We start from the raw sequence: 24,413 nt of genomic DNA, 5'->3' as shown, positions 1-24,413 counted from the left end.
CACAGGTTCGTTGTCCCCCGCCCTCGGCAGGGGATCGCGGGCAAGCCACTCTCACGGATCGAGGTGGCTGCGCGTTATTACAGGCCTTGCTTGAGGCTTGCGATCAGGTACTCGTCGAGGTCGCCGTCGAGCACCTTGTCACAGTCGCTACGCTCGATGTTGGTCCGCAGGTCCTTGATGCGCGAGGCATCCAGAACGTAGGAGCGAATCTGATGACCCCAGCCGATGTCGGACTTGGTGTCTTCAAGCGCCTGGGACGCAGCGTTGCGCTTCTGCACTTCCTGCTCATACAAACGGGCCCGCAGCATTTTCATGGCGGTGTCCTTGTTCGCATGCTGGGAACGTTCGTTCTGGCAACTGACCACGGTGTTGGTCGGAACGTGGGTGATACGTACCGCCGAGTCAGTGGTGTTAACGTGCTGACCACCGGCACCGGAGGAGCGGTAGGTGTCGATCCGCAGGTCGGCCGGGTTGATCTCGATCTCGATGTTATCGTCGATTTCCGGTGACACGAACACCGCCGAGAACGACGTATGGCGGCGTGCGCCGGAGTCGAACGGGCTCTTGCGCACCAGACGGTGAACGCCGATTTCGGTACGCAGCCAGCCAAAAGCGTATTCGCCCTTGATGTGCACGGTCGCGCCCTTGATCCCGGCGACTTCACCGGCGGACAGCTCCATGATGGTGGCGTCGAAGCCGCGCTTGTCGGCCCAGCGCAGGTACATGCGCAGCAGGATGTTGGCCCAGTCCTGGGCTTCGGTGCCACCGGAACCGGCCTGGATGTCCAGGTAGGCGTTGTTCGGGTCCATGTCGCCGCTGAACATGCGGCGGAATTCCAGCTTCTCCAGCAGCTCGCGCAGGCGCTCGACTTCAGCGGCCACATCGTCGACGGCAGCCTGGTCTTCTTCCTCGGCGGACATCAGCAGCAGGTCCTTGGCATCGGCCAGCCCGGACTTCATGTCGTCGAGGGTTTCGACGATCTGCGCCAGCATCGAACGCTCGCGGCCCAGGTTCTGAGCGTACTCGGGGTTGTTCCAGACAGCGGGATCTTCGAGCTCGCGGTTTACTTCGGTCAGACGATCATGCTTGTGATCGTAGTCAAAGATACCCCCGAATGGTTTCGGAGCGCTCGGACAGGTCCTTGATGCTGTTTAGGATCGGGTTGATTTCCATGGTGGGCAGCACTCGCAGGCGAAATTTTCAAAGCCGACGAGTATACCCCAGGGAGAGTCCTGAAAGCAGCCCGTTCTACAGGAGTTATGGCATCGGACTGCGTACAGGAAGATCAGCCGCCTACCGCCACCTGATTACGACCACTGTGTTTGGCCAGATACAGGCCCTTGTCGGCATCGAGGATCAGTTGTCGGCTGCTGAGGCCGTTCTGCGGTATCACGGTCGCCACGCCAATACTGACTGTCAACGTCGAACCCGGTGCCGGAGCAATGTGCGGGATATTCATGCCCATCACGCTCTGGCGCAGCTTTTCGGCCAGCAGCCGAGCGCCACCGGGCGTGGTATTGGGCAGGACCATGGCGAACTCTTCGCCGCCATAACGGGCCGGCAAATCGGACGGACGGCTGCAACTGGCGCGAATCGCCTTGGCCACCTGACGCAAGGCTTCGTCGCCTTCGAGGTGACCGAAGTTGTCGTTGTAGGCCTTGAAGTAGTCCACATCGATCATCATCAGCGACAGCTGACTCTGCTCACGGGTCGCCCGGCGCCACTCCAGCTCCAGGTATTCATCGAAATGACGACGATTGGAGAGGCCGGTCAGGCCATCGGAGTTCATCAGGCGTTGCAGCACCAGATTGGTGTCGAGCAGTTGCTGCTGGCTGACCCGCAAGGCGCGGTAGGCCTCATCGCGCTGCAACAGGGTCATGTAGGAGCGGGAGTGGTAACGGATGCGCGCCACCAGTTCGATGGTGTCGGGCAGCTTGACCAGATAGTCGTTGGCTCCCGCGGCAAACGCCGCACTCTTGATCAACGGGTCTTCCTTGGTGGAAAGCACGATGATCGGGATGTCACGGGTCATGGGGTTGTTGCGGTATTCGCGCACCAGTGTCAGCCCGTCCAGCCCCGGCATGACCAGATCCTGCAGGATGACCGTCGGCTTGATCTGCATGGCCTGGGCAATGGCCTGATGGGGATCGGCACAGAAGTGGAAGTCGATGGACTCTTCATTGGCCAGACCACGGCGCACGGCTTCACCGATCATCGCCTGATCGTCCACCAGCAGCACCATCGCCGAGTTTTCATCGGCAGTCTTCAATTCTTCGGGCTGCACGTCATGCATGATGCGTCTCCTGGTCACCGGTGGCGGGTGAATTCACCTGGAAAGTCATTGGGCGAATACCTCGGTCAGGCGAGGCGCGATAGTCTGCAATGGCCGGATTTCGACGGCAGCATCAATTGCAGCGGCAGCCTTTGGCATGCCGTAGACAGCAGAACTGGCCTGATCCTGAGCGATGGTCAGAAAGCCCTGCTCGCGCATCAATTTAAGCCCTTGAGCTCCATCTCGACCCATGCCGGTCAATAAAACACCCACTGCATCACCATTCCAGTAGCGGGCCACACTCTCGAAGAAAACATCGATAGAAGGCCTGTAGATTTCGTTTACAGGTTCAGCCGTATAAGCCAGCGTACCATCCTTCAACAAGCGGATATGGTGGTTGGTCCCTGCCAGAAGCACCTGACCGCGTTGCGGCGGCTCTCCCTCCCGGGCCAGACGCACCGGCAACCCCGACGCTGTACACAGCCAGTCGGCCATACCCGCAGCAAATACCTGGTCCACATGCTGCACCAGGACGATAGCCGCCGGAAAACTCGCCGGCAGCCCTTTCAATAGAATTTCCAGCGCCGCCGGGCCTCCGGCCGACGAGCCGATGGCAACCAGCCCCTGACGCATGGCGGTCTGGCGCAACGACGGTGGCGCCGTTCGCTCACGAGGTGCGCGCTGGCCGATCAGCCAGCCGATATTCAATATCTTGCGCAGCAGTGGCGCGGCGGCTTCCCGCGGGTTACCTGCACCGATAGCAGGGGTATCCACCACATCCAGTGCGCCATGGCCCATGGCCTCGAACACACGGTGGACGTTCTGCTCACGGTCAACAGTCACAAGAACGATAGCGCAGGGTGTTTCGGCCATGATCTGGCGCGTGGCCTCGACCCCGTCCATGACCGGCATGATCAGGTCCATCAGGATCAGATCCGGCGTCTGCTCGGCGCAAAGCCGAACCGCTTCGGCACCATTGCCGGCCACCCAGGCGATCTGATGTTCAGGCTCGAATGCCACTGCCCGGCGCAAGGCTTCTACGGCCATGGGCATGTCATTGACGATGGCGATCTTCATTCTTGAGCATCCCCTATCAATTCAGCGACGGCATCAAGCAAGGCATCGTCGTGGAAGCTGGCCTTGGCCAGATAATAGTCGGCGCCCGCATCCAGGCCACGGCGCCGGTCTTCTTCACGATCCTTGTAGGAAACCACCATCACTGGCAGAGATTGCAACCGAGTATCCCGACGCACCAGGGTCACCAGTTCGATGCCGTCCATGCGCGGCATGTCGATGTCGGTGATCAGCAGATCAAAGTCCTCGGCACGCAAGGCATTCCAGCCATCCATGCCATCAACGGCAACCGCCACTTCATAACCGCGGCCGACCAGCAACTTGCGCTCCAGCTCACGGACCGTCAACGAGTCATCGACCACCAGTACACGCTTGCGCGCCACATGGTCGACCTGACGGTTACGCCGGTCTATGCGCTCCAGGCGCCCGGTATTGAGCAGTTTCTCTACCGAGCGCAGCAAATCTTCGACATCGATGATCAGCACCACCGAGCCATCGTCGAGCAAAGCGCCAGCGGACACATCCTGAACCTTGCCCAGGCGGGCATCAAGGGGCATGACCACCAGCGTGCGCTCGCCAATGAACCGCTCCACCGCAACGCCGTAGACGGCATCACGCTCGCGAATCACCACCACCTTGAGCGCCTCATCGCTGCGCTGTGACTGAGGACGGTTCAATAACTGGCTGGCAGAAACCAGGCCGACATGGCGGTCTTCATGCCAGAAATGCTGGCGCCCTTCCAGTTGCACGATATCTTCGGGCTGCAGATCACGCATGCGTTCGATATGCGCCAGCGGGAAGGCATAGGCTTCGCCGCCCACCTCCACCACCAGACTGCGCACGACCGAAAGCGTCAGTGGCATTTCGATGCGGAAGCAACTGCCTTCACCGGCCCATTGCCGCAACTCGACACTGCCGTGCATCTGGCGAACCATGTGCTGCACGGCGTCCAGGCCTACGCCACGACCGGAAATTTGCGTGACCTTGTCCCGCATGCTGAAGCCCGGCAGGAACAGGAAGCTCAGCAGTTCCTCTTCGCTCAACTGCGCCGCGGTTTCGGCTGGCGACAGTTTGCGCTCGATGATATTGCTGCGCAGACGTTCGAGATCCACGCCATTGCCATCGTCGCTGAGCTGCACAACCAGCAGGCCTGCCTCATGAGAGGCGCGCAGAAGAATCTGCCCTTCCGGGTCTTTGCCCAGCTCCTTGCGTCGCTCGGGAGATTCGATGCCGTGGTCCACGGCATTACGCAGCAGATGGGTCAGGGGCGCTTCCAGCTTTTCAAGCACATCACGGTCGACCTGAGTCTTTTCGCCCTCGATTTTCAGACGAACCTGCTTGCCCAGCTCACGCCCCAGATCGCGAACCATGCGCGCCTGACCAGTGAGCACATCGGCAAACGGGCGCATCCGGCAGGCCAGAGCAGTGTCATACAGCAACTGCGCTCGCTGCCCCGACTGCCAGCCGAACTCATCCAGTTCGGCGGCCTGCTGGATCAGCATCTGTTGAGCCTGGGACAGAAAATCGCGGGCATCATCCAGAGCTTTCTGTGCGTCAGGTTCCAGACCCGCATCGCCAAAACATGCCCCAAGCACTTCCAGGGCCCTGTCGCTGCTGACCTGCAGGCGCTTGAGGCGCTGCATGCCGGCCTGCAAGGGTTTCATGCGCTGGGTTTCCACCAGCGCCTTGCTCGACAGATCCAGCAGGCCATTGAGCCGTTCGGCGGTGACCCGCAAGACCCGCTCGCCGCCATCGGACACCCGGCGCTCGCGTGTCGCGGCAGGCGCTGGCGTGGGCTCAGGCTCGACCGCCACAGGCTCGGGGGGCGGCGGCGGTTCGAGACGCAGAGCGGCAGCCAGCGCATCGAGGGATGACGGATTGCTGCCCGGTGTCGGCACCAGCAGCGGCTCGATCAGCGGCATATCGCTGTCTTTCAATGGATCGGCTAACGGCTCTGGCAATGCATCAGGCAGCAGGTCAGGCAAGGTAACGTTGACCTGGCGCGGCGCTCCGGCTCCGGAAGCCAGCAGTGCATTCACTCGTTCGACATAGCTGTCGATATCGCTCTGCCCGATGCTGCTGTCAGTCGGCGTGGCAATGCGCATCAACAGGTCGGTGCCCGAGAGCAAGGCGTCGATGTGTTCGGCCTGGAGCAGCAGCCGCCCTTCCTGGGCGCTGACCAGACAATCCTCCATGACATGGGCCACGCTGACGCCGTAATTGACCCCGACGATCCGCGCCGCGCCCTTGAGGGAGTGGGCGGCGCGCATGCAGGCTTCCAGTTGGTCGGCCAGGGTCGGATTGCGCTCCAGCTCCAGAAGGCCGGCACTCAGCACCTGGGTCTGGGCTTCGGCTTCCAGGGTGAACAGCTCGAACAGTGAGGCGTCGCGCATTTGATCGGGGGTCATGTCAGGCTCCGGTTGATCGCCGCCAACAACTCATCTTCATCGAGCAAACGCAGACTGCGACCCTTCCATTGCAGGACACCACGAGTAAATCGTGCATTGGCATGCGTGCCGGAAGCCGACGCCGCATTCAGATGGCGCTCTTCCATGGCGTGAATGCCATCGACTTCATCCACCGGCACCACCACCGGGCCGCCTTGTGCGGCGATGATCAGCATGCGCGGTACAACACGCCCGCTGGTGGCCAGCACCGAACCGCTGTCGAGCCCCAGCAGTTCGACCAGAGAAATGCATGCCACCAGGGCGCCACGCACATTGGCCACCCCCAGCAGCGCACGGGAACGCTGATGGGGCAACGAATGGATGGCCTGATCGGGCGCGACTTCCGCCAGACTGCGGGTCGCCAGCCCGAGCCACTCATCACCCAGGCGAAAGACCAGGATCGAGCGAGTCTGGACATCACGCTGCAGCTGGCTGCCCTGAAACTGGTCGCGATGCTCCTGAAGCAGGGAATAGCGATCGAGCAGGCGAGTGGCGGCAGCGGAGTACACCGCACAGTTGCGGCAATGAATGTGCTCCGGCAATACCGGACAGGAACGGTCACCATGAACACCGATGCGGTTCCAGCAGTCATCGATGGCCTGGGCGTCGTCGTGAGTCAGACTCGCAAGAGTGGACAGCCCCGTCATCGATTGCTTCCTTGTTTATTGGCGCCACGGGTGGCACGTTCCTGCAGGCGGCGGGCACCGGCACTGTCCCCTTGCGAGGCCAGCAAGGCAGCCAGTTGTGCCAGGGACTCAGGATGCTGCGGCTGCAAATACAGCGCCTTGCGATAGAAACCCTGAGCCTGCGCCACACTGCCCTCCACTTCGCTGAGCAGCCCCAGCCAGTAGAACACCTGCGCCACCGGCTCGTGCCGCTGCAGATAACGCTCGCAGGCCGCACGCGCTTCCACGCTTTTGCCCTCGTTGGCCAGACTGGCAATGGTCGCCAGTTGGGTCGCGGCATCGTCGCCACCGGTGGCAGCGGGCGCTGGCCGGGAAGGAACGGGCGGACTGGCTGGTGCAGGCGCAGGTGCGAAAGGCCGTGGCGCGGGCCGGGCAGGCTCGCGAACCGGTGGCGCGACGCTACGGGCAATCGGAACAGGCTCGGCCAGTACTGGCGCACTGGCGTCCTGGCCGGGCGCATGCCTGAAGGCGAACGATTGCGCGATACCGGCAGAGCGCATGCCGACCCGGCTCAGCAGATTACCCTCGGCGGGACCTATGAATAACACGCCGTCTTCACGGGTCAGACGCTTGAGCACCTTGAATACATGACGTTGCGTGGCCTGATCGAAATAGATCACCAGATTGCGACAGAACACAAAATCGTAGGGTTCCTGAGTCGCCAGAGCCGGGTCCAGCAGATTGCCGGCCTTGAAGTTAACCTGCGCACGTACCCGGTCCTCAACCTGATAACCCTCTTCCACTGGCTTGAAATGCCGGTCGCGAAAGCCCAGATCAGTGCCACGGAACGAGTTCTTGCCATAGATGCCGCGAACGGCCTTTTGAATCGACAGGGGGCTGATATCGATGGCGTCGATCTTGAAATGCTGCGCGCCGATGTTGGCATCGAACAGCGCCATGGCAATGGAGTAAGGCTCCTCGCCGGTCGAGCACGGCAAACTGAGAATACGCAGTGGCCTTGAGTTCTTGAGCGTCATCAGGCGCTCCGATGACAGCTTGCCCAGGGTCAGGAAGGACTCGGGGTAACGGAAGAACCAGGTTTCCGGGACGATGACCGCTTCGATCAGGGCCTGCTGCTCGTCAGGCGAACTCAGCAGTAACTGCCAATAGGCTTCATCGTCTGCAGCAGTGGTGTTCTGAGAGCGCTGGCGCAGCGCTCGCACAATGATAGCCTCGCCCACAGAGGTGACATCCAGACCAATGCGATCCTTGAGAAAACTGAAAAAGCGCGAGTCATCACTCATGGCGCATCCTCAAGAAGCTCCAGATCAAGCGGAGGTATGGGGTACAGCAGTTCACGCACGGGCTCGGTCAACAGCTCCTGAACGTGAATCCATTGCAACAGTCCCTGCTCGTCCTCCCGAACCGGCCCCAGATAAGGTGCCAGACGGTTTTCCAGGCCGTACTCCTTGAACTCCGAAGCCGGGCAACGCAAGGTCTCGGTCGCCTGCTCCAGGATAAGCCCGAGCAACTGTGCCGGGTGCGCATCGTCATGACGATAATGCACCAGCACCATGCGGGTACTGGTGCGTGCAGGTGCCGCCTGCCCGGAACTCAGGGCGCTGATGTCGATGACCGGCACGATTTCGCCACGGTGGGCGAAGATCCCCGCCACCCAATGGGGCACGTGAGCGATAGCCTTCAGTTTCACGCGCGGCAGGATTTCGGAGATCTCGATGGCCTCCAGCGCGTAACGCTCCTCGCCGATGCGGAACAACAGAAACAGCTTGTTCGCGACCGGCGCAGGGCCCTGGCGTTTGGGTGAGAGATCCATCATGACCCGGACTCAGACTTTGAAACGCGAGACGCCACTGCGCAGCCCTACCGCGACCTGACTCAACTCGTCGATGGCAAAGCTGGCTTGACGCAATGAGTCGACAGTCTGGCTGCTGGCATCGGCCAGTTGCACCAGGGCCTGATTGATCTGCTCCGCGCCCGTGGCCTGGGCCTGCATCCCCTCGTTGACCATCAGCACACGCGGTGCCAGGGCCTGGACCTGATGAATGATCTGCGAAAGCTGCTCGCCCACCTGAGTGACTTCGAACATGCCGCGGCGCACTTCTTCGGAGAACTTGTCCATACCCATCACGCCCGCGGAAACCGCTGACTGGATTTCGCGAACCATCTGCTCGATGTCGTAGGTCGCAACGGCCGTCTGGTCGGCCAGACGGCGCACTTCAGTGGCAACCACCGCGAAACCGCGACCGTATTCACCGGCCTTCTCGGCCTCGATGGCGGCATTGAGCGACAACAGGTTGGTCTGGTCGGCGACCTTGACGATGGTCACCACCACCTGGTTGATGTTGCCGGCCTTCTCGTTGAGGATCGCCAGCTTGGAGTTGACCAGATTGGCCGCGCCCATCACCTGATGCATGGTGTCTTCCATGCGCGCCAGCCCTTGCTGGCCGGAGCCTGCCAGGACCGAAGCCTGATCGGCGGCAGAGGTCACTTCCGTCATGGTGCGCACCAGATCACGGGAAGTGGCGGCGATTTCACGGGAGGTGGCGCCGATTTCAGTGGTCGTGGCTGCGGTTTCAGTGGCGGTAGCCTGTTGCTGGCGGGAAGTGGCAGCAATTTCGGTCACGGAAGTGGTGACCTGAACCGAGGAACGCTGCGCCTGGGCAACCAGTGCGGTCAGTTCGGTCATCATGTCGTTGAAGCCGGTTTCCACCGCGTTGAACTCATCCTTGCGCGCCAGATTCAGACGCGAACTCAAGTCACCGGTACGCATGACGTCGAGGATTTTCACGATGAGCTGCATGGGCGCGGTGATAGAGCGCATCAGCAGCAGACCGCACGAAGCCGCTGCAATGAGCGCGATCAGCAGGGAAAAGACCATGCTGATCTTGGCACCCAGAACGGCAGTGACAATGTTCTCGGTCGCCTTGTCGGCCAATAGCTTGTTGGCGACGATGATATCGTTGAGCTGTTTGCGGCCATCGCTCCAGACCGGATTCACCTGCTCGTAGAACTCGGCACGCGCCTTGGCATAGTCGCCCATTCCATAGGAAGCATGAACTTCCTTGAGCATGCGGCTATAGATTTCGCGCCGCTTTTCGAACAGGGCAAAGTTGGCCCTCTCGGCGTCGTCGAAAATGGATTTCTTGTAACCGTCGATCTGAACCTGAAGATTATCTTCAAACCCTTCGAACTGGGCCTGTTCCTGCTTGGTCAGAGGTCGAGCCTTGCCTTCACCGATCAGCTCCAGAGTACGAATGTAGCTTTCGCCCCAGGAACTGCGCACCAGGGTGCTGTAATAGACGCCTGGAAGCGCATCGAGGCGGACCTGTTCCTCGCTGGACTCAATCGACAACAAGCGCGAGTAAGACACAACCACCATCAACAGCATGATCGCGATGATGACGGCAAAACTCGCCAAAATCCTTTGGCGCAGAGTCCAGTTCTTCACAGTCAGTCCTCAAGAGTTCAACAACGGCATCTGGCCGTGTTCAAGAAGCGGACCGACAGACGGTCCAAGCGGCCTGAGTATAGCCCAGGCTTTTGTGTATTAGCGTGTTGCAAGGAAAGGAAATTGAAAGTGGCGATATTGGCGGGTTAGTTCAGAAAACCTGCGGACGGGAGAGGTGCGTTTATTACGGGTATCAAGTAAGCGTTGTCATCCGGAGGGCTATCGACAGTGACATAGCCCTCGCCTCTGTTCAGCCATTTTTACTGAGCCTGACGCACCTGCTCTTCCAGCTCGGACTTGAGGCCCGGAGCCAGCTTCAACTGACGTGCCAGTTCGTCAAGGTAGGCCCTTTCCATGAAGTGTTCCTGATCCACCAGAATCACGCTGGCGATATACATCTCGGCCGCCATTTCCGGTGTTTTTGCCGCTCGTGCCACTTCCGAAGGATCAAGCGGCTTGTGCAGTTCGGCGTGCAGCCAGTGTTGCAATTCGTGGTCGTTGCTCAGCTTGCTGAACTCGCCTTCGATGAGTTCGCGCTCACGCTCGTCGACATGGCCGTCAGCCTTGGCTGCCGCCACCAGAGCCCGCAGGATGGCCTGGCTGTGTTCTTCGGCCTGAGACTCGGGCAAGCGGTCGATGGTCTGGGGCTCCCGCTGGGCAGTCACGCCCTGACTGGCCTGCCAGTTGCTGTAAGCCTTGTAGGCCAATACGCCCAGCGCGGCCAGACCGCCATAGGTCAATACTTTGCCGCCCATCCCGGAGCGCTTGCCCTTGAGCAGGCTCATGGCACCGGCCGCCAGCGCACCGCCGCCCGCACCGGACAGCAAACTCCCCAGCCCGCCGCTCTTGCCTCCGGACTTGGAGCCCGAAAGCAGGCTGCCCAGTCCGTTTACCAGTGCGTCGCTGCCGGATGAACGCTTGCCGGATTTGCCGCTTACCTTGTCTTGCAACATGTTTTGTCCAGACTTGAGCAACTGGTCAAGCAAACCACGCGTATTCATGAGAAACCTCCACAGGTCTAGTCAGATAATTCATTGACACGCAGGTTAATGGGAAGTCTCACAAGGGTGATTCAAGGTGTGCATCTGAATGTTGCAGATGATGCGGCCCGGGCAATCGCTTCATTACTGAAAAGTTAACCCGCAACCTGTGCAACCCTGACCCGTTTCCAAGGTCAATTCCCCCAGAGATATCACGCGCCCATCCGGGCGCATCGATAATAGATTCCAGACACCTCATGAATACGCCATCCCATCCGTGCTGCTTTACCGGAGCTTGCCTGAAGTGACGTCAAGCATTGGTTTTCCAGCGGGCATGAGCGAAACGGCCCGGACGATAAGAAACAAGGACTGGAGCCAGACGTCTCTGGGGCCGGTAGAACAGTGGCCTGCCTCACTGAAAACCGCGCTGAATCTGATCCTGAACTCACCGGAGTCGATGTATCTGCTCTGGGGACCGGAGCTGATCTTTTTCCATAACGACACCTACACGCCGATTCTCGGGCCGCGCAAGGACAATGCCATCGGCGCGCACGCCACGAAACTGTGGGCCGATGTCTGGGACCAGGTCGCACCCATGGTGCAAGACGCTCTTGCCGGCAAGACCTGCCAGTACAAGGACATGCCGCTGACCATGGCTCGCTATGGCGAGACCGAACAGACCTGGTGGTCGTTTTCCTTTTCTCCGCTGATCGATGAGCACGGCGTGACCGTCGGAATGTTCTGCATCACCAAGGAAACCACCCGCTATGTCCTGGACAAACAGGCACTGGAATCCAGCGAGCAGAAACGACAGCAACTGATCGACGACCTGATCGAACTGGAAAAGCAGCAGACCGCCAAGCTCGAACAGCGGACTGCCGAGCTGAATACCTTCTGGGATATCTCCCCGGACCTGCTGGCGATGGTCGACTTCAAGGGGCATTTCCTGCGGGTAAATCCAGCGTGGTGCGCAGTGCTGGGTCGAGAGCCCCGAGAGTTGATCGGGCACTCGATTCTGGATCTGGTTCATCCTGACGATATAGCCAGAACCCAGGATGCCCTGCGACACGCCATCGGCAATGTGCTGCCATTGTTTGAAAACCGTTACATGCACAAGGACGGCAGTTATCGCTGGATCGGCTGGACCTCTGCGCCGGGCGGCGGTCTGGTTTTCGCACTGGGCAAGCACATTACCCATGAGAAACTGCACTCCGAAGCCCTGCGCATTGCCGAAGAGGCCCTGCGCCAGTCACAGAAAATGGAGGCTGTCGGGCAACTTACCGGCGGCCTGGCCCATGACTTCAATAACCTGTTGATGGGCATCACCGGCAATATCGAACTGCTCCAGTCACGGGTGAATCAGGGCCGCACAGACCTGGGCCGCTATATCTCCAGCGCCCTTGAAGGTTCGAGACGTGCTGCTGCCCTCACCCATCGGCTGCTGGCATTCTCACGGCGCCAGACCCTGGCGCCGAAAGCCACCCATGTCGATCAACTGGTCGCGGGCATGGAAGAACTGATCAACCGCACCGTCGGACCGGCCATCGACATGCAGGTCCTGCGCACCCACGACCTGTGGTCGACCATGGTTGACCCCCATCAACTGGAAAACTCGCTGCTCAACCTGTGCATCAATGCCAGGGATGCCATGCCGGACGGCGGCACGCTGAAGATCGAAACTGCCAATCGCTATCTGGATGATCCGACAGCAGCCAGGTACGAGATGGTCGCGGGGCATTACGTGGCGCTCTGTGTCAGCGATAACGGTACCGGGATGACTGAAGAAGTGGTCGCCAGGGCATTCGATCCGTTCTTTACAACCAAGCCCATCGGCATGGGCACGGGTCTTGGCCTGTCGATGATCTATGGTTTTGCCCGGCAATCCGGCGGCGGCGTCAGCATTGATTCCCGGCCCGGGAAAGGCTCGAAGATCTGCATTCTTCTGCCGCAGTTCCTTGGCGACAGCGAGCCGGTCGAACATGACAGCAGCCTCGATATTCCACTCGCTCCGAGCGCAGGCGGCGAAACCATCCTGGTGGTGGACGACGAACCGGCCGTGCGCGCGCTGATGAGCGAAGTGCTCGAAGAACAGGGCTACAACGTCCTGGAAGCCGAGCATGGAGCTGCGGCCCTGGTGATTCTGCAATCCAGGGTAACCATTGATTTGCTGATCACCGATGTCGGCTTGCCCGGCGGCATGAATGGCCGCCAGGTGGCGGATGCGGCCAGGACGGTGCGTCCGGATCTGAAAGTGCTGTTCGTGACCGGTTACGCCGAGAACGCCGCCCTGGAGCAGGACACGCTTGAACCGGGAATGCATGTGCTGACCAAGCCGTTTGCAATCACCACACTGAGCAACCGCATCACTGAACTGCTGGATGGAGCGGCACAGGAACCTGACTGAGCCCCTGTGCCTGAGTGATCAGTCCCGCAGATCGGACTCGTGGATCGGCTGGTCACGGTGGGTCGCACGCTGATACTGCGCAGGCCAGACCGCCTTGCGTCCGCCCAGATCGTCATCGGCATGCAACGGCCAGTACGGGTCGCGCAGCAACTCACGCGCCAGCAGGATGATGTCGGCCTGACCGGTGCGCAGGATATGCTCGGCCTGTGCGGGTTCGGTGATCAGGCCCACCGTGCCGGTGGCAATCTCCGATTCCTTGCGCACCCGCTCGGCAAAGCGCGTCTGGTAACCGGGGCCGACCGGGATTTCCGCATTGGCCGACGTGCCGCCCGATGAAACGTCGATCAGATCGACACCCAGTGCCTTCAGGCGACGCGCCAGCTCCACCGTTTCGTCAGGGTTCCAGCCGTCTTCCACCCAGTCGGTGGCCGATACACGGACAAACAACGGTAACTCTTGCGGCCAGACATCCCTCACGGCTTCGGTCACTTGCAGCGTCAGGCGAATACGGTTTTCAAACGAACCGCCGTACTGGTCGGTGCGCTGGTTGCTCAGTGGCGAAAGGAATTGATGCAGGAGATAGCCGTGGGCGGCGTGAATCTCGACCACCTTGAAACCCGCGACCAGGGAACGACGGGCGGCGTCGACAAAAGACTGGATCAAGCCCTGGATCTGGCTTTCGCTCAGTTGTACCGGGGCCGTGTGTTGCGGATCAAAGGCAATGGCCGATGGCCCCCGGGGTTTCCAGCCACCTTCACTCTCGGGCACGCTGCCATGCTTGCCCAGCCAGGGACGCCAGGTGCTGGCCTTGCGTCCGGCGTGGGCCAGTTGAATACCTGCCACCGAGCCCTGGGACTCGATGAAACGGGTGATGCGTTGCAGGGGCTCGATCTGCTCATCGTTCCACAGGCCAAGATCCTGTGCCGTGATGCGGCCATCTTCGGTCACGGCAACGGCTTCACTGAACACCAGCCCCGCACCGCCCACGGCACGACTGCCCAGGTGGACCAGATGCCAGTCGTTGGCCAGGCCATCGACACTGGAATACTGGCACATGGGGGAAACAGCGATGCGGTTGGGGAGTTTCAGCTGGCGAAGGGTGTAGGGCTCAAGCAGCAGGCTCATGGCGACCTCTCAGGTTGAAAATCAGGCGCTGGACTGTTTTGTGTCTACAGAGACTAGTCGACAACGTGAAAGGTGGCCGGGTTCCGGCTGATCAGCGGGGTGCTATGTGGGTCACCATCAACTGCACCGTTTCATTGCCGCGAAACTCGTTGAGGTCCAGTTTGTAAGCCAGTTCGACCCAGCGGATGTTGGGATTGGGCCAGATGTCGCGATCAACGCCGAAAGCGATGCCATCCAGCTTTACCGAGCCACACTCGGTCCTGAGCACCATTTTCAAGTGCCGCTCACCGACCACACGCTGCTCGACCAGCTGGAAGACGCCATGAAACAGCGGCTCGGGGAAATGCTGACCCCATGGCCCGGCGTTGCGCAGTGCCCGCGCCAGCTCCAGATGAAACTCTTCGACTGCCAGCGTACCGTCCGAGAGCAACCGCCCGGTAAGGTCTTCTTCGCTGAGCTGACGACGCACCTCCAGGTCGAAGGCTTCGGCAAACATCGGAAAGTTCTCTTCCGGCAGGGACAGGCCTGCGGCCATGGCGTGCCCACCGAACTTGCTGATCAGTTGCGGGTGACGAGCGGCAACGGCGTCCAGCGCATCGCGAATATGAAAGCCTTGTACCGAGCGAGCCGAGCCTTTCAACACGCCCTCCCCTGCACTGGCGAAGGCAATGGTCGGGCGGTGGTAACGCTCTTTCAGGCGCGAGGCAAGAATGCCGATGACGCCCTGGTGCCAATCGGGCTCGAACAGGCATAACCCGAACGGCATGGACTCCACCGGCAAGTCCTTGAGCTGGGCCAGTGCCTCGCGCTGCATGCCTTGCTCGATGGATTTGCGATCCTGATTCAGCTCATCCAGTTGCACCGCCATTTCCCGGGCCAGGACCGGGTCATCGCACAGCAGGCATTCGATCCCCAGGCTCATGTCATCCAGACGACCCGCCGCATTCAGCCGTGGGCCAAGGATGAAGCCCAGATCGGTGGAGGTGATGCGCGAAGGTTCACGACGCGCCACTTCAAGGATGGCCCGCAACCCCGGCCGGGCACGACCGGCGCGAATCCGCATCAGGCCCTGATGCACCAGAATGCGGTTATTGGCGTCCAGCGGTACAACGTCGGCCACGCTGCCCAAAGCCACAAGATCAAGCAGATCGCCCAGATTGGGCTCGGCACGTTGCTGGCTGTTGAACCAGTCGATGGCCCGCAAACGTGCTCGAAGGGCCATCAGCACGTAGAAGATGACCCCGACACCTGCCAGTGACTTGCTGGGGAACGTACAGCCGGGCTGGTTCGGGTTGACGATGGCGTCAGCTTGCGGCAGTTCATGGCCCGGCAAGTGGTGATCGGTCACCAGCACACTCAGCCCCGCCGCCTTGGCCGCCGCCACGCCTTCGACGCTGGAAATGCCGTTATCCACAGTGACCAGCAATTGAGGATCGCGTTGCAAGGCTACTTCGACGATTTCCGGGGTCAGGCCATAGCCGTACTCGAAACGGTTGGGAACCAGATAATCCACATGCGCAGCGCCAAACAGGCGCAGCCCCAGCACTCCGACCGTACTGGCCGTCGCACCGTCGGCATCGAAATCCCCGACGATCAGAATACGCTGGCGCTCCTGCAACGCTGTCACCAGCAACTCTACTGCCGCATCGATGCCCTTGAGTTGCTGATACGGGATCAAGCGTGCCAGCCCTTTGTCCAGTTCAGCCTCGGACATCACGCCCCGTGCGGCGTACAGCCGGGTGAGCAAGGGCGGCAGGTCGCCAAGAAAAGGCAGTGTATCGGGCAACAGACGGGGTTCGATGCGCATGCGGTTCAGCTGATTCTCTGTGTATTCAACAATCGGGTCGGGACGTTAAAGGCCGGGCTGTCAGCCGCGCTCACCCGCCAGCCACTGCAACTGCACTTCGTGCTGGCCGCGATCGTCGGTCACGAACACAGTGCCTTCGCTGATCATCACATCCCACTTGATGACCCGTGGCATATCCTTGGCCAGTTGCTCCAGGACTTCCTGCGGCACAGCCGCGATGTTGACGTTCTTCAGGTTCTTGACCGCCGGAACCACCTTGCCTTCCCAGACACGCAGGCTGCCATAGGCCAGCAGGCTGGTGCGCTCGGTACGACGCGAACACCAGGTCAGGCGATCGGCGTCAGGCTGGCCGACCTCGATCCAGTGCAGGACACGGTCATCGAGACTTTTTTCCCAGAGCGCCGGTTCGTCGACTTCAGAAAGGCCACGACCGAAAGATAATTGCTCGTTGTACCAGAAGGCATAGGCAAGCAGACGCACGGTCATGCGTTCTTCAGTCTCGGACGGATGACGGGCGATTGTCTGCTTGACGCTTTCATAGACCCCACGATCAAGATCGGTGAGGTTCAGTTCGAATTTGTAGGTCGTGGACGGCTGGGCCATGAACGGGCTTCTAGAGTCGGGGAAAAGGCGCAAGTCTAACCGATACCGGCCCGTGGAACGACCTCATTGCCCCGGCACGCAAAATACACTGGCCTGATGGCGCACATTGATGCAACTTAAGCCTTCAGCAAAAGCGGCTCTGTTGACATTGATGTCAGGATTCAAAGCACTTGTGACGCAACCGTGACGATAACGATCCAATCACGGTCCGTTCACTTGAATATTATTTTTCGGGATGAAACCAGAGAATGTCTTTTCTCGCCTCGCCGTCTGCAGGATCGCGTCTGACCAGATTGCTGCTGATCCTGGTGGTATCCGGATTACCCTCCATCAGCCAGGCCAAAGAGACATTGATCTGGCTGATGCGGGACATGCCCCCCGTGACGATGTTTTCCGGCCCTTATCAGGGCCAGGGCGCCATCGATCTGTTCATGCCGGTCCTCACAGCCCGCATGCCCGAGTACGAACATGTGCTGATGCGGGTCAACCGGGCCCGGGGCACACAGATGCTCAACGACCCGAACCTGACCTGCGATCCCACCTTGCTGTGGACCGAAGCACGGGCCAGGACCATCGTGTTTTCGATTCCGACTTATATCGTGTTCAGCAACGGGCTGGTGGTGCGCAAGGATGATATGCACCTGTTCTCGCCGTTCATCGCCGACGGCCATGTCGACCTGCGGGCGCTGCTGGACAGCAAGAGCATCAAGCTGGGTGTCGTTGCCGAGCGCAGTTACGGGAGCGTGATAGACGAAGTTCTCAGCCATACCCCAAGACAGGAATTGAACGAGCACTATGGCAACGATGCCGTCGGCAGCCTGCTGCAAATGGAGCGACTGGGACGTCTGCAAGCCCTGATCAGCTATTGGCCAGAAGCCCGCGCCCTGGCCATGGTCCAGGGGATAAGACCGGAAGAACTGGCCTTCCTGCCGGTCAAGGACACCCCAAAATACCAATTCACCCATATTGGCTGCTCCGACACCCCGCAAGGCAGGCAAGCCATGGAAATCATCAACCGGGAAATGCGCACGCTGCGCGAAACCAGCCTGTTGAATTTCTATGCAAACTGGCTGGACCCCGAGCTGCGTGAGCAGTACATAAAGGATGCCAAGGCCTTCTTCGAGACGAATTAGGTGCTGTACGAAATGTATTCAGCGCAGTAAACCGATGTGCAGATATATTTCAGACAAAAGAAACCCCGGACAGAGGGGAGAACTGCCCGGGGCAAACACCTGGGAGGTTTTCGATCACCGGAGCACAATGATCGAACCTGCCACAATTTATGTGAACGCTCGCAAGGAAGAAGGTTCCTGGCTCGTTCAGGCAAAAGCCGGCGCGGTGAACCCGCGACTCGATTCGGCGTGGCGCATCGCGGCGATCATGCAAGGTTCGATACGGCCTTCGGCAACCATCAAATCCCGGTGCAGTCCATCCACGACATCTGTGAGCTGGCGTTTATCGCCCAGTTGATCGGCGCTGAAACGGCGCTCGATCACAATGGCACCTGCCGCATCCCTCAGTGTTACCAGTCCTTCCGGGCTGAGGCTGACCTGGTAGGGAGCCAGCGCTTCGCTTAGCAGTAAGCTGATATTTTCCATCTGGATCACCACTCAACAGTTTGAATGCAAAGGTGCTTATCACTGACCATCGGCAAGCGCGGAAAGTTCTTTCGCCTGCGAGGTTCATTGGATGGCTCAGATGACCGAGCATGCCTGTGGAATATGACAGGGAAAAAACCGGAGTTCAGATCGGCTCAATAGCTATAGGAAAATTCACTACCACTTACCTCAAGAATCCTACAGAACGCCTGTAGATCAAGGCGATACCCAGGCAGCAACATCGTATGCAATGACCCTGGCCGCCATCCGATGGAGCAATACCTTGAACGCTTCCGCTGATCATCCCCTGCGCATCATCCTGGCCGATGACCATCCGATCTTTCTGATCGGTCTGCGTGTGGTGATCGAGCAGGAAAACACCGCCCATGTCGTGGCACAGGCCTGTACCCCGAACGAACTGCTGCTGATGCTCAAGAACCATGAATGCGATGTGCTGATCACGGACTTCATGATGCCTGCCGAACGGCAGAACGATGGCCTGCGCCTGCTGCAGCGCATTCATCGCGACTTCCCGCAACTGCCGGTTATCGTGGTGACAACATTGAGCAATCCGGGACTGTTCCAGGCGATGCTGGCGCTCAATGTAAAAGGGTTACTGAGCAAGGCCAGCGTGGCGAGCGAGTTGCCTGCCGCCATCAGGAGTATCCGCCGACAGGAAGTGTTCATGGCCGACTCGGTACACCGGGTTTTGCTGGAGGCCGGGGATCATGGAACTGACAGACTGAAGCCGCTCGAACAATTGTCACCCAGGGAGCTGGAAGTCGTTCGCCTGCTTGCAGCCGGAAACACCGTCGGTGAAATTGCCACGCAACTGAACCGCAGCAAGCAGACCGTCAGTGCCCAGAAAGTCAGCGCCATGCGCAAGCTGGGTCTGGGCAACGAGGCAGCACTGTTCATTTATCTGCAGGAACATGGACTGTCCTGACCCGCCGTCTTGCGGACTACCGCCTGCGGCTTGTTCCTCTTGCGCTCGGCAAGCCAGCTCAGCAGGTCTGCCGCACTCAACGGCCGAGAAATGAAATAGCCCTGAATGGCAGGGGTTTCCAGCACCATCAGGCTGTGAAAGTCATCGATGGTTTCCACACCTTCCACCACAACGTCCATCGACAGTCGGCGAGCCATGAACATCGCCCCGGCGACGACAGCCGACTTGCGAGCGTCGTCCGCCATGCCTCGCACAAACTCGGTCGGGATTTTCAGCTCACAGAACGGGAGCTGTAACAGACGCTGGATGTTCGATGCTCCCATCCCGAAGTCATCGATGGACAACTTGCAGCCCAGCATGCGCAAACGCAGCAGCGCCTCAAGTTGCCAGTCCTGAGGTTCCATGGCGTCATGCTCGAGCACTTCCAGGGTCAGGATGCTTGCCGGTAGCTCATACAGGGCCAGAAGCCCTGTGATTCGCGTAGCAAAGTCCGTCTGCTCGAGTACCTGCGGTGCAATATTCACGGCCACTGGCAACGCCTCACCCTCCCGGAACCTGACATCGGCAGACAATTGCAAAGCCAGTTCAAGCACTCGCCAGGTCAACGACACGACCAGTCCTTCGCTTTCAATCACCGACATGAAACTGCCGGGTGCCAACAGGCCATGCACGGGATGCTGCCAGCGGACAAGCGCCTCGACGCCCAGCACATCACCATCGAGACTGACCTTGGGTTGAAAGTAGGCGAACCACTGCTCGGCCAGTGACAGCGTATCCAGGTTGCCATCGCCGGCTTGCGGACCAAGCAATTGCCCGGCACAGAAAACATGTTGAGGCTTCGATGCACCTTGAGCCGGAGTGTGGGGCAAGTGCCCATATGCCTGGAGCAAATCGTACAACCGGGCTGCCGAAGCCGGCTTCTGCAAGCCTCCCAATACCTCAAGCCCCTGGCTGCGGGCCAATTGAACCACGCCATCGAGCACCGACTTCGAAGCACTGCTGAGAATGATCAGCGCACGGGCCTGGCCACTTCGAGCCAGATGAGCGATCAAATCCAGGCCATCCGCACCATCCATCTGCAGATCACAGATGGCGATATCGACCCCTCCCCGATTGAGCAACGACTGCCGGGCCGCTTCGACGCTGTCTGCGGCCAACACCTGGAACACCTGATTGGCATTGAGCATCTGATGCAGAGCCATCAATTGAAAAGGGTTGTCTTCAAGGATCAGAACTTTGAGAGCGCGCATGGTCATTTTCCAGATCACATCGAGGTGAAAGTGACCTTACTCTAGAGGGCCGATCGCACGTGCCCCATAAGACAAGTCCTAAAAATCAGGGCACCTGCACCAACTGCAATTCAATATCCGCTCGCAGGTTTTCGATGGATGCATCCAGCACCGGCCAGTGTTCGCTCAAGGTCGAACCGGACTCACTCTTCACACTGGCGTCGAGCGAGGCGCAGGCCTTGGCCAGCGGTACGGCATCCACAAGACAGGCGGCGCCCTTCAGGCGATGAAGCGAAGCACTCAGGGTCTTCCAGTCATGGGCACCGACCGCAGGCTGCATGACCTCACGCTCATGACGCAGGTTTTTCCATAACTCTCCCAGCAGGCGCTGTATCTGCTCATCATTGGCCTGGGTCATGCGCCGCAAGGTATGGATATCGAATGTCTGCTCGCGGACAACCTCTGCCAGCTTCATCGACAATCGCTCCAGAGACAGCGGCTTGACCAGCAACCCATCCATGCCGATGCGCCTGCAGCGCTCACCTTCGTCCGTCATCGCATTGGCCGTACAGCCAATGACCGGACAACGTGCACGCTTTTCCTGCCCTTCGATAGTGCGGATAGCTTCAGTCAGTGCGTAGCCGGTAATGCCCGGCATGTTGCAGTCCGTGATGACCGCATCGAATGCGCCCTCGCGCCACAGAGTCAGAGCCTGGGCACCGCCTTCGGCGGGTACGACCTGATGGCCGAGAAACTCCAGTTGCTGGGTCAGCACCAGACGATTGGCTGACATATCGTCTACCACCAGCAGATGCAGACTCCGCTCCCCCACACTGCGGCCTTGCTGGCGGGGCTCACTCTGCACACTCGTCAGGCGTTTCACTCTGGCAAGGGGCACATTGACGGTCACTCGGGTGCCCTGCCCCGGTTCACTGTGCAGGCTGATGTCGCCATTCATCAGTTCCACAAGCTGTCGGCAGATGCTCAACCCCAGCCCGGTGCCGCCGTAGCGGGCTGCAATATCGTCACTGGCCTGAATGAAGGGCTGGAAGATCTGCTCCTGGCGATGGGGATCGATACCTGTCCCGCTGTCCTGGACGCTGATGTGGATTCGCGACGACTCGCCGTGTTCTTCAAGCACGCCGACGGTAATCACCACCGAACCCTGCTGTGTGAATTTCAGGGCATTGCCCAGCACGTTGTGCATCACCTGGCGCAGACGTAACGGGTCGAGCCAGTAGTCGCCATGGGCCTGTTCTGCAAACTCCAGTTTCAGCGCTATGCCTTTCTGCGCGGCCTGGGCCGAGAACAGTTGAACAATGCCTTCGAAAAACGAGTGAAGCCCGGTCACGGACAGCGACAGTTGCATACCGCCCGCCTCGATCCTCGCCAGATCAAGGCTGTCGCCAATCAGGGCGACAAGCTCCCTGGCCGACCGACACGCCACCTGCACACCTTGAGAAGGCGTCTCGCCACGGCGCAATGCCTGTTCACACTCCAGCTCCAGCAGACCGATGATGGCGCCCATGGGCGTACGAATCTCGTGACTCATGCTGGCCAGAAAAGCACTCTTGGCTTCACTGGCCTGATCCGCATGGCGAAGCGCTTCCTCAAGCCTCGCCTCCAGCCGTTTGCGCTCAGTGATATCGACCCAGCCACCCAGCAGTCCCTGCAACTGACCATCGGCACCAAAGAAAGGAACGGTCCAGTGCCATGCATCGACCTGCCTGCCAGACAGCTCCATGGTCCTGTCGGCGAATATCGGGCACCTGGTTTCCAGAAGCCTGAGATAGTCGGCATGCATCTGCTCGGACACCGAACGTGGAATCAGGTCGATATCGATCAGGCGGCGACCGTTCATTTGCTCGAAGCTGATCCCGAAGCTTTCTTCATAGCTGCGGTTGCAGGAGATAAGCCGCCCCTTGAGGTCGCGGACATAAATAGGATTGGGGATGCCATCGAACAGCGCATGCTTGAAGGCCAACTGGTCGTTGAGCTGTCGCTCGGCCTTGAGACGCTGGCGAATCTGTACCTTGAGGCGGCTGCTCCATGCCAGAGATACCACACCGAGCAACAGGGCAAGCATCACCCACCAGAACACCCATTGTGGAATCCGGCTCCAGATCGACGGCTGAGGCAGGACAGAGCCCAGCCACTTCATGCGGATGGAGCGCATCTCGGCTACCGGAAACGCCTCCAGTGCCTTGTTCAGGATGCTGAGCAATTCGGGTTGCGACTTGATCACCGAAAACTGATCGGGAGACCATTTGCCGTCGACACCGCGCGCCACTTTCAAACTGCCGGGCGGAAAGAGATAGGCACCCGCTTCGTTCTGGATCGTGGCATCGGCCTGCCCGGTTTCCACCAGCTTGCGTGCATCGGCATAAGTGGGGACCCGTCGAAGCTGGATGTTCGGGAAATTGCGCTGGATCTCCTCCTCCAGCGCATGCCTGGCTGGCAATGCCAGTACTCGCCCGGACAGGCTGCTGAGGGACACTTGCGAAGAGCTGTCGGAGCGCACCACAAAGACCCAGCTATTGCCACCGAACGAATAGGTGAAATCCAGAAACTGCCTGCGCTCGGCATTTTCGGCCAGGGTTGTATTCATCTCGGCCTCTGCGGCCTTCAACACCTCAATGCTTTCCTGGGTTGAGGGCACTTCCTTGTGAACGAACTGCAGGCCGGTCATGCGCGAGATGCGCGCCAGCACATCGATATTGAGGCCGACCCAATTGCCGTTGTTGTCCTTGTAGATATAGGGCGGATGCTGGGTGGTCGAGACCGTTACGCTGGGGTGCTTGGCAACCCAGCGTCTTTCCGCGCCAGAGAGCGTGATACGTTGCCCGACCACATCGGCTCCCAGCCCCTGGGTCCATCGCCCCAATACTTCACGCCCCACGGAGGGGTCGAGACTGCTCAATGCCCGGTTTATCAGACTCAACAACCGCTGTTCGTCCTGGCGCACGGCAAACGCAAAACCTACTGACGGCAATGCGCTTTCGAACTTGACCTGCAAGCCCAGGTAAGGCCGCAAGGCATTGTAGGAACGCACGATCACTTCATTGCCGATAAAGGCGTCGACCTCACCCTGGCTCAAGGCCTCAAGGGCGCTGTAGAGGTTGGGAGCGATAATGATTTCGCTGTCGGGATAGGTGGCATGAACGGTTTTCGAGTCGGCATATCCGTCGAGCAATACGACTTTTTTACCTTCCAGCCTGCGCGACGGGACCGGATCACTGCCTCGTGTGACCACTACCGAATGATCGGGCATGTAGACGCTGGAGAATTCCAGGCCCTTCACCCCGCGCTCGAAACCGTTGGCGCTGGTAACAATATCGATGGCGCCGCTGCGCAGTGCGGCAATGGCATGCTCGCGCTCGGCAAAACCGGTCACCTGGATCGGCATGTTCAGCTTGTCCCCGATCAGACTCAGGTAATCGGCGCTGATGCCCTGATAGCGATTACGGTCGCTGGTGATATCCACAGGCTCGTAGTCGGCAATGGCGATGCCGACCCGCAAGACCTTGCGCTGGTCCAGCCACTGGCGATCCGCATCCTCCAGACGCAGATCCTCCAGCACCACAAAAGGTGCGCTCAGCGTAAAAGGCAGACTCTGTGCTGCACCCGCCATCTGGCCGAGACACAGCAACAGCAGGAATAAAATCGTGCGCCCTGCACGTTCAATGATCAGGTTGCCGGTCACCCTGACCAGACCTTGCATACTTGCCCGTTTCACAACAACTGACTCATCCGTAGAAACTCGAAAACCTCCAAAGTTTGGCACGGGAAAACGAGAAGGCCCGCCAAGTGGCGGGCCCTAAGTTGTTACACAA

General features: G+C 59.7%; 18 protein-coding genes. 3 read left to right on the top strand and 15 right to left on the bottom strand.

Annotated elements, in window-relative coordinates; translation table 11 throughout:
- Window positions 1–77: 77 nt before the first annotated feature.
- From prfB to KQP88_RS05835, 9 genes are all read right to left on the bottom strand, one after another.
- A protein-coding gene (gene prfB / locus KQP88_RS05875; RefSeq protein WP_200993441.1) for a peptide chain release factor 2 occupies window positions 78–1,173 on the bottom strand; the annotation gives its coding sequence in 2 pieces (ribosomal slippage) (window positions 78–1,100 and window positions 1,102–1,173; 1,095 coding nt in all).
- Between the two features lie 112 nt (window positions 1,174–1,285).
- Complete coding sequence (locus tag KQP88_RS05870) at window positions 1,286–2,293, bottom strand: response regulator (RefSeq protein ID WP_200993440.1); 1,008 nt, start codon at window positions 2,291–2,293, stop codon at window positions 1,286–1,288.
- A gap of 45 nt (window positions 2,294–2,338) precedes the next feature.
- On the bottom strand, window positions 2,339–3,349 hold the full coding sequence (cheB, locus tag KQP88_RS05865; protein WP_200993439.1) for a chemotaxis response regulator protein-glutamate methylesterase: 1,011 nt from the start codon (window positions 3,347–3,349) through the stop codon (window positions 2,339–2,341).
- Window positions 3,346–5,754 (bottom strand): hybrid sensor histidine kinase/response regulator, encoded by a 2,409-nt coding sequence (locus KQP88_RS05860; protein ID WP_216705087.1) that lies wholly within the window; start codon window positions 5,752–5,754, stop codon window positions 3,346–3,348. Before KQP88_RS05860 ends, cheB begins: the two co-directional genes overlap by 4 nt.
- Window positions 5,751–6,440, bottom strand: coding sequence for a chemotaxis protein CheW (locus tag KQP88_RS05855; RefSeq protein WP_216705086.1), 690 nt, complete (start codon window positions 6,438–6,440; stop codon window positions 5,751–5,753). Before KQP88_RS05855 ends, KQP88_RS05860 begins: the two co-directional genes overlap by 4 nt.
- Window positions 6,437–7,723 (bottom strand): CheR family methyltransferase, encoded by a 1,287-nt coding sequence (locus KQP88_RS05850; RefSeq protein ID WP_216705085.1) that lies wholly within the window; start codon window positions 7,721–7,723, stop codon window positions 6,437–6,439. The genes KQP88_RS05855 and KQP88_RS05850 overlap by 4 nt, the downstream gene beginning before the upstream one ends.
- The gene (locus tag KQP88_RS05845; RefSeq protein ID WP_216705084.1) at window positions 7,720–8,256 is read right to left on the bottom strand and encodes a chemotaxis protein CheW; all 537 of its coding nucleotides are present in this window, start codon (window positions 8,254–8,256) and stop codon (window positions 7,720–7,722) included. The genes KQP88_RS05850 and KQP88_RS05845 overlap by 4 nt, the downstream gene beginning before the upstream one ends.
- Window positions 8,257–8,265: 9 nt before the next feature.
- Window positions 8,266–9,888, bottom strand: coding sequence for a methyl-accepting chemotaxis protein (locus tag KQP88_RS05840; protein ID WP_095067053.1), 1,623 nt, complete (start codon window positions 9,886–9,888; stop codon window positions 8,266–8,268).
- A gap of 260 nt (window positions 9,889–10,148) precedes the next feature.
- Window positions 10,149–10,889 carry a tellurite resistance TerB family protein gene (locus KQP88_RS05835; protein WP_216705083.1) on the bottom strand — a complete coding sequence of 247 codons (741 nt, stop codon included), beginning with the start codon at window positions 10,887–10,889 and terminating at the stop codon, window positions 10,149–10,151.
- A 283-nt stretch (window positions 10,890–11,172) separates the two neighbouring features.
- On the opposite strand from KQP88_RS05835, the gene KQP88_RS05830 reads away from it, so the two are divergent.
- The gene (locus tag KQP88_RS05830) at window positions 11,173–13,272 is read left to right on the top strand and encodes a hybrid sensor histidine kinase/response regulator (protein ID WP_216705082.1); all 2,100 of its coding nucleotides are present in this window, start codon (window positions 11,173–11,175) and stop codon (window positions 13,270–13,272) included.
- A gap of 18 nt (window positions 13,273–13,290) precedes the next feature.
- On the opposite strand, the gene KQP88_RS05825 is transcribed toward KQP88_RS05830, so the two are convergent.
- From KQP88_RS05825 to KQP88_RS05815, 3 genes are all read right to left on the bottom strand, one after another.
- Window positions 13,291–14,397: an NADH:flavin oxidoreductase/NADH oxidase gene (locus KQP88_RS05825; RefSeq protein WP_216705081.1), complete on the bottom strand. Its 1,107-nt coding sequence runs from the start codon at window positions 14,395–14,397 to the stop codon at window positions 13,291–13,293.
- 91 nt (window positions 14,398–14,488) lie between these two features.
- Window positions 14,489–16,204, bottom strand: a complete 1,716-nt coding sequence (gene recJ / locus KQP88_RS05820) for a single-stranded-DNA-specific exonuclease RecJ (protein ID WP_200993434.1) — start codon at window positions 16,202–16,204, stop codon at window positions 14,489–14,491.
- A 60-nt stretch (window positions 16,205–16,264) separates the two neighbouring features.
- Window positions 16,265–16,807, bottom strand: a complete 543-nt coding sequence (locus tag KQP88_RS05815) for a YaeQ family protein (RefSeq protein ID WP_025258897.1) — start codon at window positions 16,805–16,807, stop codon at window positions 16,265–16,267.
- Between the two features lie 296 nt (window positions 16,808–17,103).
- Here KQP88_RS05815 and KQP88_RS05810 point away from each other — a divergent pair, with 296 nt between their 5' ends.
- The gene (locus tag KQP88_RS05810; protein WP_374011487.1) at window positions 17,104–17,940 is read left to right on the top strand and encodes a TIGR02285 family protein; all 837 of its coding nucleotides are present in this window, start codon (window positions 17,104–17,106) and stop codon (window positions 17,938–17,940) included.
- Window positions 17,941–18,126: 186 nt separating this feature from the next.
- Here the strand turns inward: KQP88_RS05810 and KQP88_RS05805 are convergent, their stop codons facing one another.
- Entirely contained in the window at window positions 18,127–18,405 is a 279-nt protein-coding gene (locus KQP88_RS05805) for a DUF3509 domain-containing protein (protein WP_200993432.1), read from the bottom strand.
- A gap of 283 nt (window positions 18,406–18,688) precedes the next feature.
- Between KQP88_RS05805 and KQP88_RS05800 the strand changes: the two genes are divergently transcribed.
- Complete coding sequence (locus KQP88_RS05800; protein ID WP_200993431.1) at window positions 18,689–19,351, top strand: response regulator; 663 nt, start codon at window positions 18,689–18,691, stop codon at window positions 19,349–19,351.
- Here KQP88_RS05800 and KQP88_RS05795 read toward each other — a convergent pair.
- Both KQP88_RS05795 and KQP88_RS05790 read right to left on the bottom strand, forming a co-directional pair.
- On the bottom strand, window positions 19,324–20,601 hold the full coding sequence (locus KQP88_RS05795) for an EAL domain-containing response regulator (protein ID WP_216705079.1): 1,278 nt from the start codon (window positions 20,599–20,601) through the stop codon (window positions 19,324–19,326). The genes KQP88_RS05800 and KQP88_RS05795 overlap by 28 nt on opposite strands.
- An 85-nt stretch (window positions 20,602–20,686) precedes the next feature.
- Window positions 20,687–24,211, bottom strand: coding sequence for an ATP-binding protein (locus KQP88_RS05790; RefSeq protein ID WP_253950594.1), 3,525 nt, complete (start codon window positions 24,209–24,211; stop codon window positions 20,687–20,689).
- Window positions 24,212–24,413 lie beyond the last annotated feature (202 nt).

The sequence above is a fragment of the Pseudomonas lijiangensis genome (assembly GCF_018968705.1).
GTDB lineage: Bacteria > Pseudomonadota > Gammaproteobacteria > Pseudomonadales > Pseudomonadaceae > Aquipseudomonas > Aquipseudomonas lijiangensis.
Note: the sequence above shows the minus strand (reverse complement) of the source record. Positions and strands in the feature narration are given on the sequence as shown.

What these genes read in the sequence shown, in the direction of transcription:
- KQP88_RS05815 (WP_025258897.1), bottom strand. Translation starts at nt 16,807, where the DNA reads ATGGCCCAGCCGTCCACGACCTACAAATTCGAACTGAACCTCACCGAT.
- KQP88_RS05860 (WP_216705087.1), bottom strand. Translation starts at nt 5,754, where the DNA reads ATGACCCCCGATCAAATGCGCGACGCCTCACTGTTCGAGCTGTTCACC.
- KQP88_RS05845 (WP_216705084.1), bottom strand. Translation starts at nt 8,256, where the DNA reads ATGATGGATCTCTCACCCAAACGCCAGGGCCCTGCGCCGGTCGCGAAC.
- KQP88_RS05855 (WP_216705086.1), bottom strand. Translation starts at nt 6,440, where the DNA reads ATGACGGGGCTGTCCACTCTTGCGAGTCTGACTCACGACGACGCCCAG.
- KQP88_RS05805 (WP_200993432.1), bottom strand. Translation starts at nt 18,405, where the DNA reads ATGGAAAATATCAGCTTACTGCTAAGCGAAGCGCTGGCTCCCTACCAG.
- KQP88_RS05825 (WP_216705081.1), bottom strand. Translation starts at nt 14,397, where the DNA reads ATGAGCCTGCTGCTTGAGCCCTACACCCTTCGCCAGCTGAAACTCCCC.
- KQP88_RS05835 (WP_216705083.1), bottom strand. Translation starts at nt 10,889, where the DNA reads ATGAATACGCGTGGTTTGCTTGACCAGTTGCTCAAGTCTGGACAAAAC.
- cheB (WP_200993439.1), bottom strand. Translation starts at nt 3,349, where the DNA reads ATGAAGATCGCCATCGTCAATGACATGCCCATGGCCGTAGAAGCCTTG.
- KQP88_RS05795 (WP_216705079.1), bottom strand. Translation starts at nt 20,601, where the DNA reads ATGCGCGCTCTCAAAGTTCTGATCCTTGAAGACAACCCTTTTCAATTG.
- KQP88_RS05870 (WP_200993440.1), bottom strand. Translation starts at nt 2,293, where the DNA reads ATGCATGACGTGCAGCCCGAAGAATTGAAGACTGCCGATGAAAACTCG.
- KQP88_RS05790 (WP_253950594.1), bottom strand. Translation starts at nt 24,211, where the DNA reads ATGGCGGGTGCAGCACAGAGTCTGCCTTTTACGCTGAGCGCACCTTTT.
- KQP88_RS05850 (WP_216705085.1), bottom strand. Translation starts at nt 7,723, where the DNA reads ATGAGTGATGACTCGCGCTTTTTCAGTTTTCTCAAGGATCGCATTGGT.
- recJ (WP_200993434.1), bottom strand. Translation starts at nt 16,204, where the DNA reads ATGCGCATCGAACCCCGTCTGTTGCCCGATACACTGCCTTTTCTTGGC.